This is a genomic window from Mariniflexile sp. (genome assembly GCF_041583155.1).
In the GTDB taxonomy this organism is placed as follows: domain Bacteria; phylum Bacteroidota; class Bacteroidia; order Flavobacteriales; family Flavobacteriaceae; genus Mariniflexile.
The window spans coordinates 20,905-36,259 of the sequence record NZ_JBFHGK010000024.1 but is presented as its reverse complement, the minus strand read 5'-3'; the positions used below and the strand labels follow the sequence as shown (position 1 = coordinate 36,259).

8 protein-coding genes and 1 pseudogene are annotated in these 15,355 nt (G+C 34.4%); all 9 read right to left on the bottom strand.

Annotation, left to right across the window (positions count from 1 at the left end):
* Nucleotides 1-34: 34 nt before the first annotated feature.
* The 9 genes and pseudogenes from ABYI63_RS10210 to ABYI63_RS10170 all read right to left on the bottom strand — a co-directional run bounded on the left by ABYI63_RS10210 (nucleotide 35) and on the right by ABYI63_RS10170 (nucleotide 15,351).
* On the bottom strand, nucleotides 35-1,402 hold the full coding sequence (locus tag ABYI63_RS10210) for an alpha-L-fucosidase (RefSeq protein ID WP_372756131.1): 1,368 nt from the start codon (nucleotides 1,400-1,402) through the stop codon (nucleotides 35-37).
* Nucleotides 1,403-1,427: 25 nt separating this feature from the next.
* Nucleotides 1,428-2,852, bottom strand: a complete 1,425-nt coding sequence (locus ABYI63_RS10205; protein WP_372756129.1) for an arylsulfatase — start codon at nucleotides 2,850-2,852, stop codon at nucleotides 1,428-1,430.
* A 15-nt stretch (nucleotides 2,853-2,867) separates the two neighbouring features.
* A pseudogene (locus ABYI63_RS10200) lies at nucleotides 2,868-4,397 on the bottom strand (arylsulfatase).
* Nucleotides 4,398-4,691: 294 nt separating this feature from the next.
* On the bottom strand, nucleotides 4,692-5,813 hold the full coding sequence (locus ABYI63_RS10195) for an alpha-L-fucosidase (RefSeq protein WP_372756127.1): 1,122 nt from the start codon (nucleotides 5,811-5,813) through the stop codon (nucleotides 4,692-4,694).
* Between the two features lie 21 nt (nucleotides 5,814-5,834).
* A complete protein-coding gene (locus ABYI63_RS10190) occupies nucleotides 5,835-7,349 on the bottom strand; it encodes a sulfatase-like hydrolase/transferase (protein WP_372756125.1) in 1,515 nt (504 codons plus the stop codon).
* A gap of 342 nt (nucleotides 7,350-7,691) precedes the next feature.
* Nucleotides 7,692-8,618 (bottom strand): DUF1735 domain-containing protein, encoded by a 927-nt coding sequence (locus ABYI63_RS10185; RefSeq protein ID WP_372756123.1) that lies wholly within the window; start codon nucleotides 8,616-8,618, stop codon nucleotides 7,692-7,694.
* Nucleotides 8,619-8,643: 25 nt separating this feature from the next.
* Complete coding sequence (locus tag ABYI63_RS10180; protein WP_372756121.1) at nucleotides 8,644-10,401, bottom strand: RagB/SusD family nutrient uptake outer membrane protein; 1,758 nt, start codon at nucleotides 10,399-10,401, stop codon at nucleotides 8,644-8,646.
* A gap of 13 nt (nucleotides 10,402-10,414) precedes the next feature.
* Nucleotides 10,415-13,468, bottom strand: a complete 3,054-nt coding sequence (locus ABYI63_RS10175) for a SusC/RagA family TonB-linked outer membrane protein (RefSeq protein ID WP_372756119.1) — start codon at nucleotides 13,466-13,468, stop codon at nucleotides 10,415-10,417.
* Between the two features lie 29 nt (nucleotides 13,469-13,497).
* Nucleotides 13,498-15,351, bottom strand: coding sequence for a RagB/SusD family nutrient uptake outer membrane protein (locus ABYI63_RS10170; RefSeq protein WP_372756117.1), 1,854 nt, complete (start codon nucleotides 15,349-15,351; stop codon nucleotides 13,498-13,500).
* Nucleotides 15,352-15,355 lie beyond the last annotated feature (4 nt).

The window sequence follows — 15,355 nt, the reverse complement described above, 5'->3', positions numbered from 1 at the left end:
TAATAAATTTAAAACCTTACTTACTTTTATCTATTTAATTTAAGATAATCTCGATAACCGGAATTTCCAAATTCGGTTTCACTACTGGAAGTCTAAGATTAATATCTTGTTCTGCCAGCGCTTCCTTACCCCAAGCACCATGTGGAGGCGTAATTTTTATTTCAGACATATCATGTAAAAACTGAACGTATTTCACTTTTCCTTTTAAGCCTTTTAATGTTAAATTTTCGAGAGGGTAGTCAATTAAATGCACATAAAGTCTGTTGGTGGTTGGATTGTATGTTAAAATTGTATTTTCAGGAGCTTCAAACTGTTCAGGTGCTTGTGTGCAGCCATAAATGGCTTTTGAATTATACTTCATCCAGCTACCCATTTTTGATAAAGCCTCTTCGGCTCTATAATCTATTTCACCTCTTCCGGTTGGCCCGACATTTAGCAAAAGGTTACCTCCTTTGCTCACAGACTCTATTAACAATGCTAGTAATTGCTTGTTATCTTTCCAGGTTAATTCATCTCTATAATACCCCCAAGAGCCACTAAATGTTTGGCAAGTTTCCCAAGGAATCTTTTTACCCTCATACGTTGGCCATTTAGAAACTTTAAACTGCTCTGGCGTTGTAAAATCCCATCCACCGGCATATTCTTTTAAATCTAAGCGATCGTTAACAATAATTTTAGGTTGTAGTTTTCTAATTAATTTCATTAATTCAACCGAACCCCAATCGTCTTTTCCTTTACCATTTTTTCCTGGAATGGAATAATCTAACCATAACATATCAACTTTACCATAGTTTGTTAAAATTTCGGTTATTTGATTTTTGAGGTATTCGCGATATATTCGCATATCACGATTTTTGTTTAGAGCGATGTAATCTTTGTCGTTATTGGGTGCTTCTGGATGCACTCTATCGATGGTGTAATGTGGATGATGCCAGTCTATAATTGAGTAATAAAACCCTATTTTTAATCCTTCTGCTCTAAATGCATTAACCCATTCTTTAAGCGCATCTTTACCGTATTGCGTATTCGTTACTTTATATTCTGTAAACTCAGAATCGAATAAAGTAAAACCTTCATGATGTTTGGTTGTAATAACAGCATATTTCATTCCTGCTGCTTTTGCCATTTTTGCCCATTCTTGTGGATGGTATAAATCTGGATTGAAATTATCAAAGTATTTTTGGTACGCTTCGTCTGAAATTTTTTCACGCTTTTTCACCCATTCATGCCTTCCTGCTAAAGAGTAGGTTCCCCAATGAATAAACATTCCAAAACGATCGTTTGTCCACCAAGCTAATCTTTCTGTTTTTTCTTGCTCGGTTTCGTTCCATATTTTTTTTGACTGAGCGTTAACGCCTAAGTTAGTTAGGCATAATAAGCAAAGGATAATTAGTTTTTTCATTGTTTTATATTATTTAGACATACTGTTACTTGCTTCTTTTTTTAAGAGCCAGATCTCTTATTGTTAATGGAAATTCACTATGTTCAGTTCTTGCATTTTTAAGCAGAGTTAACATTTCCTTTAACTTTGCAGGTTCTTGAGATGCTAAATTGTTAGATTCTCCAATGTCTTTAGAAAGATTATATAACTCTGGATCGGTTTCATATTTCCAAACTAATTTCCAATCCCCTTTCCGAATGGCCTGAATAGGACCTTGATTTTCATTAAATTCCCAATACAAGTAATCATGTTTTTGTTGATTTTTTTGATTTCCCATTAACTCTGGGGCAAAAGAAATTCCGTTAATGTCTTTATTCGTAGGTTTAATCCCTACTAAATCACAAACTGTCGGCAAAAAATCCCAAAAGGCAGAAATATGATCACTAACAGAACCTGCAGCAATCTTTTCGGGATATCTTGCTATAAAAGGCGTACGAATGCCTCCTTCATACAAGTCTCTTTTTCCTCCTCTAAATGCGCTATTACTATTAAAAAATCGATCCGTTTTTTCATATTCAGGACCATTATCACTGGTAAAAATCACAATCGTCTTGTCATCAATTCCTAAGGCTTTCAGTTTTTCAAATAACAGCCCTATATCCTTATCCATCCGAGAAACCATACCTGCGTAGGTTGTATTTCCTTCTTCATCATTTTTATAATGCCCTGTTGTATTCATTTTTCGTTTGGGCCATCCCAGATCTAGATACGGTTTTTTGGATTCTTCTGGCACCGTTAACTCCAGATGAGGAATTGTTAAGGCTAAATAAAGAAAAAAGGGATTATCCTTTTGTTTTTCCACATAATCCAAGGCTTCATTCACAAAAACATCATGTGTATATTTCCCTTGTTTTAATTCAAAATTATTGTCATTAAGAATGAATGGTTCGTTATTTCTGTACAATGTATCCCAATAATAATGATGCGCATGTACATGTTCTTTATAGCCTAAAAAATAATAGAAAACATGCTCAGAAGGCATATTTTTGATACCATTCCCTTCTGCTAATCCCCATTTACCAATAATAGCAGTACGGTATCCTGCTTTTTTTAACTCGGTCGCAACTGTTACTTCATTAGGTTTAAGATTAACGGGGGTTCCGCTTTGTGTCCATGTTGGATTGCCTCTTACGGTGGCATGCCCTTGATCATAACCTGTTAATAAACTGGCTCTTGAAGGCATACATACAGTTGAACCTGAATAATGATTGGTAAACATCACGCCCTCCGAAGCCATTTTGTCTAGATTTGGTGTTTTTATTTTTGTTTGTCCAAAACAACCTAAATCACCATATCCCAAATCGTCTGCCATCACAAAAATAATGTTAGGTTTTTCTTTCGATTTTTCAATGACTTGACCTTTACAACTAAAAAAACTTAGCACAAAAACGAGGAATAAACTATACTGCATGCTCAACATACTTTTTTATTTTTTTAAATTCTCGAATGTTCGAATCATTTCTTTCAATTTTTCAGGGTTTTCATTAGCTAAGTTAATTCGTTGTCCTGCATCCTTTTTCACATTGAACAAACTATACTCTGGTGAGATACCTGTTTCTACACCAACTTTTTTGTTCATATCCGGTCCTTTATACGGTGGAATCAGAATCCAGTCGCCACTTCGCAATGCCGTGTTAGAATTCGCTTCTAATATTAAATGATCTCTACCCTTGTCTGTTTTACCTAAAAATGAATTTAGCAAGTTCTGGCTATCCGTTTCTACCTCATTTATACCGACAAGATTTCCTAGTGAAGCCATTAAATCCATTTGACAAACAATTGCATCAGATACTTTCGGTTCAATATGACCTTTCCAATAAGTAATAAAAGGCACGCGTGTACCTGCTTCAAAAAGACTGTATTTACCGCCTCACATACCTCCCTTAGGGTCGTGTTTTCCTATTTTCTCAACAGCATTATCATAATAACCATCATTTAGAACCGGACCATTATCACTTGAAAAAACAATTAAGGTATTTTCTAAAATCCCCTCCTCTTTTAAGGTTTTTATGAATTCACCAATACACCAATCGGCTTCCAAAATCACATCGCCCCTTGGTCCCATACCTGACTTACCTTCAAATCTTGGATGTGGCGTTCTCGGCACATGAGGTTGCTGCATGGCATAATAAAGAAAAAACGGGGTTTGGTTATGTGTTTTCACATAAGCCTTGGCCTTACCTAAAAAATGATCGGCCATATCAATATCACTCCATTTAGCTGATGCACCACCCGTCATAAAACCAATTCTAGGAATGCCATTTACAATACTATTATTATGGCCATGATGCCACTTCATAGTTTGCATTTCAGGATTAGAAATTGCGGTAGGTTCGCCTTCAAAATTAGTCTTGTAATCTACTTGAATTGGGTCATGTTCATCTAAATTTACAACGTTACCATTTTCAATATAAACGGTTGGTACCCGATCTTGAGTGGCTGCCATAACATAGGATTCATCAAAGCCTACTTCATTAGGGCCTGGTTTAATTGTTTTGTTCCAGTTTACATCTCCTAAACCCAAACCTAAATGCCATTTCCCTATTATAGCTGTTTGATATCCTGCTTTAGAAAGCATTCTTGGTAATGTTTGTTGATTCGTATCAATTAGCAATGGAGCATCTCCAGCTAATATTCTGGCATCTTTGTTTCGCCAAGGATACATTCCAGTTAATAAACCAAAACGACTAGGAGTACATGTTGCTGAAGTTGCATAACCGTTGGTAAACCGAATACCTCCATTTGCTAAAGCATCAATATTGGGTGTTTTAATCGCTGTTGCACCATAACTACTTAAATCGCCATACCCTAAATCGTCTAAATAAATGATAACAATATTGGGCATTTGTTTGTTAGGAACAACAACAGTTGATGATTTAGAATTACTACTCTTACAACCAACGTTAATACATAATGATGCTGCGACAATAAAAAAAATAAATAGTTTAAATTTCATTATGATTATTAGGGTTTAATTTAGCCCTATAGAGTGAATTTATTAGCGTTTAAATAACATACAAATCATTGAATTAGAGTATTAAAAATTCATATTTTAGATTTGAAAATTTTTACTAAAAACAAAACAAGAAGTTAATTTCATTTTTAAATGTGTGAAAAAATTGAAATAAATTTTATTTTAAAAAAATGCCCTCATTGCTATATAAGTTCTGAGGGGTGAATATTATAATAAAGGTCACAATTTAGGACTAACGATAAATACCATATCAATTTATGAGTTAGATTTTTAAAATTAAGACTGAAGGATACCTTCCCAGCCTTTAGATCGAATCTCCGCACCTACCTCGCGTAGCACTTTTACATCCTCTGGATGTATTTCGCCCGATGGCAAAGGCCCTGTGTTTAACAATAAGTTGGCAGGGTAACTTGCTGCTTTCTTTAGCATTTGTATTACCTCGTCTTTGGTTTTATGGTTACCATCTTCTGTTTTAGTGTATCCCCAACCTTTTCGTTGTAAGTGATCACAAATTTCTAAAGGTTTTCCTATCTTTTCATCTGCGTTGTACTTACGTTCTGGGGCTAAAAAATCTTCCGTACCAAGCATCCCTTGTTTATAAGAAACCAATGCTTGTGGCTGTTTTGAATGCACTAAATCATACAACTCCTGAATTTTAAATTTACTCCTATCACCTGAAGCTGGTGTAGCAAACCCATCTAACCAAATACCTGCAATAGGCGAATAATTAGTTAGTAATTCATTTACCTGATTGCTCATAAACTCTAAATACAGCTGTAGGTTATGTTCATCACCATATTTGTAAAAAGGTTCAGTTGTTTCGTATTTAGGACGGGCGGCACCTCCCCAATTATCATTATTTGGAGCATGCGGATGTCGCCAATCCCTACCGTGAGAATAATATAAGAAAAAGGCTAATCCTTTTTTATTACATTGTTCAGACAGTTCGGCTACTAAATCTCTTTTAGCTGGTGAATTGGTACTTTTAAAATCTGTAAATTTACTATCCCACAAACAAAAACTATCATGGTGACGTGTTGTAAGGTTGATGTATTTCATACCGGCTTCCAAAGCTAAATCGGTAATAAAATCGGCATCAAATTTTTCGGCTGTAAATTGGTCTTTAAGTTTTGCGTACTCTGCAACATGTATTTTTTCATTGTACATTACCCATTCGTGTCTTCCTAAAATTGAATACAGTCCATAATGAATAAACATACCATAACGTGCGTCTTTAAACCAATCTATCGATGCTTTTCGAGGATCATTTTTGTAATCATCTTTTACATCGCTTAAATAAAGCGGTATATTATTACCTTGAAAAACGCCGCAGTTTGTCATTAAAAATGCCCCGGTTGTTGCCAAAGCCGAAAGCTCAATAAATTTTCTTCTATCCATTTTAATTTCCTTGTTGGTATGTTAATCGTGTGATGTTTTTTTAATATTTTTTAAATCGACTCCCTTAAAATATTTATCTAAAACATATTGCGGTTGTTTGTCATCCGGCTTTTGTTTTAAAGTTTTATAATCATATTCCATAGGAAGTATTTTCTCGGGAGCCATATTTGCTGTATCATGGGATGTAACGTACCAAGTTGCCATCAATTTTGATAATTCGTCTACTTTATTTTTATTCTCTGGCAATTCAGCAAGATTATTCAATTCTAATGGATCATTTACCAAATTGAATAATTGTTGGTAGTTTTGATTTGGATATTTAATTAATTTCCATTCATCAGTCCTTACAGCACGAACGGTATTTCGGTAAGCCGTGTATAATGATTTCCGGGTAGTTATTGTTTTTCCTTTTAATAAAGGAGTAAAATTTTCTCCATCAATATTTTTAGGTTGTGGTAGTTTACATAAATCGGCCAGCGTTGGAAATAAATCATATAAATAGAGTAAGGCATCACTTTCTTGGTTTTTATTAATCCCTGGCCCACACATAATTAATGGGACTTTAATGCTATGTTCATAAAGGTTTTGTTTACCCAATAGCCCATGACTTCCAATGCCTAAACCATTATCGGAGGCAAAAACAATAATCGTATTGTCATATAACTTATTATCTTTTAGCGTTTGAATGATATCCCCAATTCGGCCATCCATGTGGCTAATAAGTGCATAATAATCTTCTAAAGAAGCATTTATTAACTCTGGAGTTCTTGGCCAAGCCCCTAAAGTTTCATCACGAATGTTCATATCATCAAACTTAAAGGGGTGGTATGGTTTAAAATTTCCGGGTAAGGGAATAGATTCGTTTTTGTACATCCCGATGTAATCTACTCGCGGGGATCTTGGATCATGAGGTGCATTAAATGCCACATAACAAAAAAATGGCTTTTCGGATTTATCTTTAGCGTAATTATTTAAATACTCGATTGTGGCATCTGCAAACAAATCAGTTGAAAATCCTTTTTCAACCGCATCTGTTAATTTTCCATTGGCATCCAAATCTCTTACTGGAACACTAAAATGATCTGCCATCCCCATGGTCATTACATTTTTTCCTTTATGAAAACTCGCTTCAAAAACCGCAGCTTCATTGTGCCATTTGCCAGTTCCGAAGGATTCGTAGCCAAATTGGTTAAAATACATAGGCATGGTGGTGTGCCCTTTCAACTTATCATATACATGAAACAGGCTTTTTCCGCTCATTAACATCGCTCTACTTGCAGCACAAACTGCCCCATGATTTCCTCCCATAACATAGGCGTTATCAAACCGAATTCCTTCTTGGCTTAATTTGTCAATATTGGGTGTTTTAATGTAGGTATTACCACTTGCCCCTATAGCATCGGCTCTTTGGTCATCAGTAAAAATAAATAAGACATTAGGATTCGTATTCTTTTTCTCTTGACAATACCCATTGGTATTACTAAAAAAAACAAAAATACTTGCAAAAATTAGCACTCTTAAAACTAGTGTATTCATTATGTATTGTTCTATATAATTTTTAAAATATATAACCTATGCGTTTTTCAACATAAAAACAACATTTAACTTTATTTAATGTAATTAGCTACTTTTAGTAAGGTTATTTTTATATTTATGATGTTAACAAATCTAATAATTTAAGCCGTATACCTTGATTTTAATTATATCAATTTAGGGTAACAAATGTTGCATTCTATAGTATTTGATAGTACATGGCTAACTCAGAACAGTTAGCTGGTTAGGGAAACTAAATACTAATGAAGTTACTATCAAAAAAAACGTCTAAAACATAGCGTTTAGACGTTTTCTTAAATATCAAATTATTAATTTAATAGGATTTTACCATTCTTCAAAAATCAAATCCTTTTCTACTGCCTGACGTAATACTAAGGTATCTTCAACTTGATAATTTTTACCATTTAAAGTATAAGAATAGCTTAATGAAATAGATCTATCCGCATTTACAGTACCAGTTCCTACCAGATTTGTAACACCTCCACTAGGCGTATCAATGCTTACGGCATTGGTAGTTTCATTAATATTGATTACAAAACTTTGATTATTAACAGCGCCAATACCCGGTGTTTTTACTGAATTTCTATCTACTGTAGTAAGAGCCCATGTTTGGTTTTTAATAAGATCGGCATTATCATAAACAGTTTCATTAATAACCCCACCAGAACCATCAACTTCTTTTTGAACACCTTTGTGATAATAGGTGCCGGAATATGAACTTATATACTTTACAACCAAAATAGTGTAATTCTTAGGAAGGTCTAAAACCGTACCATCAGGATCAAATCCACCAATAGAATCTAATGAAGAGGCTGTTATTTTTAATGGCAGCGCATAAGTGTTTTGTACAGCTAAAGGATCGTTGGTAAACAATTCTCTATTTAAGGTTACAGTAACATCTCCAATAAATTTTCCTTTTGAAATTACCATTCTTGAGTTATCACTTAACTCATAATAAGAACTTGGAAGTAATGTAAAGGCATCTGCTCCACTAACTGTAGTTAAAAGCGTTGGGTCTATTTCAAAATCGGCATATTCATCTACATTATTTTCTCTTTTCCCTCCTAGCGAAACACCAACTTTAAAAGACATTTCATCGTAAGAAACAATGGTTCGTAATGGTTTTTGGGTTGCAAAATAGACTGTTGTTTTATCAAAATCTCCAGTAAAATCTTCGTATGATTCACATGAGGTGAATGCTGCACCAATAACAATCAATACTAATGCGATTTTGTTTATATATGTTTTCATTTGTATGTTCATTTTGAATTAATTTTTACCAACCTAAGTTATTTATTAAATTAGGACTTTTTGATAGCTCATCGTACGGTAGTGGTGCGTAATAATACTTTAAACTATTGAATTTTCGTTCCTCAACATCCACTTCAACAAAGTTTAAAGAACCATCGGTATTTTTAGTTATTTTAATACCTTTTACTGTTTCATCCAAAGGTAATAAGTTTCTTCTAAGATCAAAATATCTGTGGTTTTCGAACGCTAATTCTAAACGTCTTTCATTTTGGATTAATTTTCTAAATTCATCTTTACCCAAAGCCGCCACTTCATCAACATAGGCGTTATTTGTAATACCTGCTTTCGTTCTAATAGATTTGATGATACTTACCGCATTTTGGGTTACGCCAGTACCAACACCTGTAGGTCCAAAAGCTTCATTAGCGGCCTCGGCAAGGTTTAAAAATAGCTCGGTTCTGCGGAAGTAAGGATTGTAGTGGCGTGAACTGCTAGAGTTATCTACACTTATTAAGCCCGGTTGTAATGATAGCCATTTTCTAACATAATACCCTGTTCTTGTGTTTCTAGAAAACTTTTCTCTGGAATCCAAACCACCTACAAAAGTTTCTAAATTTCTGTTATTAAAACTGCTTCCGTTAAATAAAACGTTTAAATATAACCTTGGATCTCTGTTATCATAAGGTTTAGTTGCATCATAGTTTGACCGAGCATCACTAATTGGGTAGCCATTTTTAGAATAAAAAGCATTAACTAAATTTTGAGAAGGTCCTGTTCTTGCTGCTCCAAATTCTGCTATTGGATAATTATTGTTTTCTAAACTAGAATTGGTAAAAAAGCTTCTCCAAATAAATTCTGCTGGTGTGGTATTGCTTGCAAAATCTGATTCCGATAAACTTGAGAAAGTTCCTATTTTATTAATAGCATCTTGTGCATATACAGCGGCCGTAGTCCATTTATTAATATATGTAGTTTGGTCTACAACTGAAAATTGTCCCATACCTGTAAGAGAGACCACATCATCTGATTGATAAGCCGGGCTAGCAGCATATAAGGAAACCCTTGATTTTAATGCTAAAGCTACTTGTTGGTCTGCTCTTCCTAAATTGTTAATACCTGTAGTCGGGTGTAAACCTGTATATTTGAAAGGAAGATAAACAATAGAAGAATCGATATCTTTAATGATTTGAGCCACGCATTCTTCGTAAGAATTTCGTTTAACCGATTCAAAATCTGTTGCTTCCTCTTGCGATAAGGATTTTAAAACAATTGGGTATCCTAAGGCTTCACCAGTTGCTGTTTTTCCGCCATAAACTTGTAGCAAATGAAAACTCCACCAAGCACGTAAATATAATGCTTCTCCCTTTAAATTATTTCTTTTTAATTGATCTTCAGTTTCTGAAGTAATATCATAAATAACACTATCTCCTAATCCGTTTTCAAGAAATATGTGAATATTTCTTAATTGATTATAGGCATTATCCCATTGACCAATTGGATTATTATTTGGTGTTAAGCCACCTGAACCTACACGAAAAATCCCATTAGAATAACTATTTGTAACTGCATTATCGGTAGCTGCATCTAAAAAGTCACCTCCATATCCATCTACAATGGTATTTGGTAAATTTCCATAGGCATTAAGAAGGATACCTTCCATATTCTCGGGCAGTCCAAACGCATAATCTTCATCAAATGTATTTTCTATTTCCGGCTCGAATGAACAGGCTATATTTAGTATTGCGGATACAATAAATATAATTTTTATAAAATTATTTTTCATCTTTTCTTATTTTTTAAAATGCTACAGATACACCTGCAGTCAAGGTTCTAAACAAAGGATAATTAGTTACGCCTGAATTTGGAACTTCAGGATCTAAATCTTTCACACTTGATAATACAAAAAGGTTTGTCCCTCTTAGATAAAATCGTGTTGTTTTAGCTAACCATAAATCATTAGAAAATGAATAGCTTAATTCTACATTTTTCAATCTAAAAAAAGCTGCGTTTTCCATCCAAAAGGTTGATGTTACATTATCATTAATAGGGGTTAAGGTGGTTAGTATTGGCTGTGTTCCGTTGGGGTTGTTTGCAGGGTGAAATCTATCTGAAGCCAACACCGAGTATTTACTTTCCCCATTGTTTCTGTAATAAGAATTACTCTTAATCATATCAACTCCAGTATCGGCAACTCCTAAAACAGACACTCCAAAACCTTTATATTGTGCATCTAGATTAACTCCAAAACTAGATCTCGGAAAACTATTCCCGATAACGGTTCTATCTTGTTCGTTAATAACTCCATCGTTATTTAAATCTTTATATGAGATATTTCCAATACCATAAGGTCCTAAATTTTGAATAGGTGCAGCATCAACTTCTTGCTGGGTTTTAAATAGCCCATTTGATACGTATCCAAAAATAACATCGGAAGCACGTCCCTCAACATTTAAATTGCTATCAGTATTATTAATGGCATCGGCTGATCTTACGTTGTTTTTAGAAATTAGAAAGTTAGCACCGAAGTTTAATTTTAGGTCTCCAAAATTTTTAAACCAATTTACGCTGCCATCAACGCCCTGATTAGCTACCGTTCCTATATTCTCTGGTACCTTAATTGCCCCCACAATAGAGGTTGTACTTGATGAAGGGTTAGAAGAAATAATATCATCTCTAGTTTCATGAAAATAGTTGAACTCGAATTGTAAGGCCTTATTAAACACTAAGCCTTCAATACCAATATTAAATTCTTTTGATTTTTCCCAAACTAAATTTGGGTTTCCAAAATTATCAAAACCTGTTCTTACGGCACTTGCTGAGTTTCGTTCACCTAAACTAATTGTACCATTTCTAGAATAACGCGTTTCATATAAATAAAAATCAGTTGCTGCATCATAACCTAAAATTCCGTAGCTTGATTTAAGTTTCAGGAAGTCAATCGTTTCATTGGAACTCATAAAAGGCTCTTCACTTATTACCCAACCAGCACCAACAGCATGTGATAAAAACAGCCTGTTTTTTCCAACAAATTTATTACTTTCCATTAAAGCGTAAGTTAATTCGAAAAACAACTTGTTTTTATAAGCATAGTTTGTTTTTAAAGCTGTGTTCGCATTTTTAATATGCTGACGTCTTGAATTTTCTTGATTTAAATAGTAGAAATATGATAAATCTGCATTTAACTGATTATCCTTATTAATCTTTAATTCATACTTTAAATTTGAAGTCCAACCTAACGATCTTGTAATATTACTACTCCTTTCAGTACGGTCGCGTTCAATAGCTCTTTGATTTAATTTGGTGTATTCCATTATACTTGCATCCTCGTTATAAGCAAGAGCATAACGAATAGGATTGCTTATTTGGTCGGCAGCATGGTATTGATAGTTATCAAAATTAAGTGTTGAAGTTGCCGATAAGCCTTTTACCGTATTATTTAAGTCCCAATCTAAACCAAAGTTAGTTTGTCCATAAAAGAATTGATATTCTTGATAACCGCCATAAATCATATCACCATACAAACTTTGCTTGTTTTGATAAGAACCCCCTAATGGTGGAATAATTTCATCACCTAAGGAAGCAGCTTCTCCGCTAAAATTAGGATCTTGAATTAATAATGGAAACTCATTTGGTCGTTCTGTATTTATTTTACCGAAAATTTGATCCTGACCTAATTTACCCCATTTTCTAGATTCGATTATACCATTACCTTCAATATGCCCTACAAGGTTGTCAGATATTTTAAAGTCTAAATTCCCACGAACATTAATTCTATCTTGAGATACTTGTTCTCCTATTTTCTCGATACCATTTGTACCAATGTAACCTAAATAAACCCCATATTGCGATTCATTAGTTCCTCCAGAATATTCAAAATTCACTTTCCTAATTGGAGCGCTTTCATTTAGAAAATAATTATTATGGTCAATATTTGGGTATCGCTGATCATTTTCGCCACTACTTGCGTAATACCCCGCAATGTCTGTTGCTGAATATAGTGGTGAAAAACCATCATTTCCTAAAGCTTCATTATAAAGTGTAGCGTAATCTCCACTATTTAAATATTTAGCCATTCTGGTATTCATATTAGTACCATATTCTAAAGATGCCTTAATTACTTGTGTATTAACACGACCTTTTTTAGTTGTTACCAGAATTACACCATTAGCGGCACGCGGACCGTATAGTATTTTTGCTGTTGCATCTTTTAAAACTTCAATACTTTCAATTTCTTCTGCCGTTAAAAATTCTAAAGGACGCTCTATACCATCTACAATAGTTAGTGCTGTATTAGCCGATTGTCTTCCTAAACCACGAACATAAATGTTTGGCTGATTATTACCTAACCCATTAGTAGTCATTTGTGTAGAAACACCAGCCAACCTACCTTGTAATGCGTTATGAAAAACAACGTCTGGTTGAGATTCAAATTCTTTACCTGACACTTTACTTACGGCACCTGTTAGAGCACGTTGGGTTGTTTTTGCGTTTGCAGGAAGCTTAATAACATGTTCATCTCCTGTAAAAAGGGCTGCTTTTTTAAGAATGGTTTTACTTTCTACTTTTTCCGATTTTAAATAGACGGTTTTGCTTTGGTAGCCATTTGCACTAATTAGCATGATGTTTTCCGGCATTGCTTTAATAGAAAAGTTGCCTTGTAAATCGGAATGTGTTTCCACCAGACCATCGCCCAAAACTATTAAAGCATTAGGGATTGGATTGTCATTTTCATCAACCAAAACAGATTGAATAACTAATGATACTTTTTCTTGAGCATGAACAAAACTATTTAAGTTCATCATTATCAAAACAAAAAAAGCAGATAATAATTTGATTTTATAATTCTCCATTATTTTAATTTCTTTTAAACTATTAATAATTACCATCCTGGATTTTGTTTGTAGTTATACAAATCTTGCGCATCAGTTTCGGATACTGGATACCAATAATTTCTTAAATTAAAAACACGCTGTTCGGTTGGTAAATCAATATACTCGTATGTGAAGTTTAGCGTGCTTTTATCTGCAACACTAGCATGGCCCGTTGGAGGGGTAGCTACTAGACCTCTTATTGGATTTTTAAAAACATCTTCTGCAATCATCCAACGTCTTAAATCGTGCCATCTGTGGTTTTCCCACATAAGCTCTACAGCACGTTCGTTTCGAATACGATCTCTAAAGACATCTTTATTGGTGGTGAATTCAGCCAAAACGTTTGGCATATCAACTCTGTTTCTAATAATATTAATAGCCTGAACTGCTGTTAAACCATAGCCCTTCGGGTCTGCATTCGGACCATATGCTTCATTCATAGCTTCAGCATAATCTAAATAAATTTGAGCTACTCGAATGTAAATTGAGTTTAAATTGAAAATATCATACTTGCTAGTAAAGGTATTTGCTTCAGGCCATAAATACTTTTTTATCATATAGCCTGTAAACATTCTGTTTCGGGTGTACTGACTAGCTAAATTTATTTTGTAATCACGTCCATCTACATACAATTCTTGATAGATGGCTTTACCACTTGCATTTACACCCCATTCTTCCCCAGGAACAATAACGTTATTATAAAATCTTGGATCTCTATTCACAAATGGGTTTGTAGGATCGTAGCCTGATCTAGAATCACTTATTGGATATGCAGATGTTCCATTAATAACCTCAAACATATCTACTATATTTTGCGTAGGATTGGAATAGGCCGTAGCATCGTTACCTGTACCTCCAGAAAAATATTGAGGAATGTAATTACAACGTAAGCCTCTAGATTGACTAGAACGTTTTCCAGCATCTAATCGGAACCAAATAGACTCTGGAGATGCCTGAATACCATCTGTGTAGAATATGTTTTTATATTCCGATTTATCCATTAATCTAAAGTTAGCTCCACCAGAACCCGCATTAATATATTTAAGAACATCATTGGCATATTCTGCTGCACGCTCCGTCCAGGCCTGACTGTAGCTTAAATATTGGGTGCTAGAGGTATCATTCTGCATTAATGGACTGGCCGCATATAATGTTGCCATTGATTTTACAGCCATAGCTGCCCCTTTGGTTACACGACCAAATTCGTTTTCATTCCATGCATCTGGTAAAAGAGGAATGGCTTTATTTAAATCTTCAATTAGCAACTCCGAGCTTTGTGAATATGTAAGGCGCTCTAAATCCGTGTTATCATCAGAAGAAAATGCTTTATCTAAGGCTGGCATTCCACCAACTCTTTGTATAATTTGGAAATAATACCATGCTCTAAAAAAGTATGCCTGACCTAATAATTCGTTAGTTTGATTAGCCGAAACTCCAGGTACCTGACTATCTACTAATCGGGCAATTACTTTATTGGCAATTCTTATAGCATAAACAGCATTTGTAATTGCAGAACCTTGATCGTATCCAGCAGTTCCTCCCCAACCTATTTCAGGAATACCTGCCCATCGGTTTGACCATGCTCCTGAATTAAGTACTTGCGCTATATTACCATTATAGGGACTTCCAGCTTCATCAGATAATGCGTTAACTGTAGTTCTATCTAACCCTTGGGAGCGCCAATGATGAATATCTAAAAGCACTTCATAACAATTGTCCAGATATCCTCTAGTGGATTCATAACTTGAGAATACATCCTCTTCAGTAAGTCCTAAATCGGGATTAACATCTAAAAAATCTTCACAAGATGCTAAACTTATAAAAGCTATTAGCATCCATATTTTATATATTTTCGTTTTCATGTCT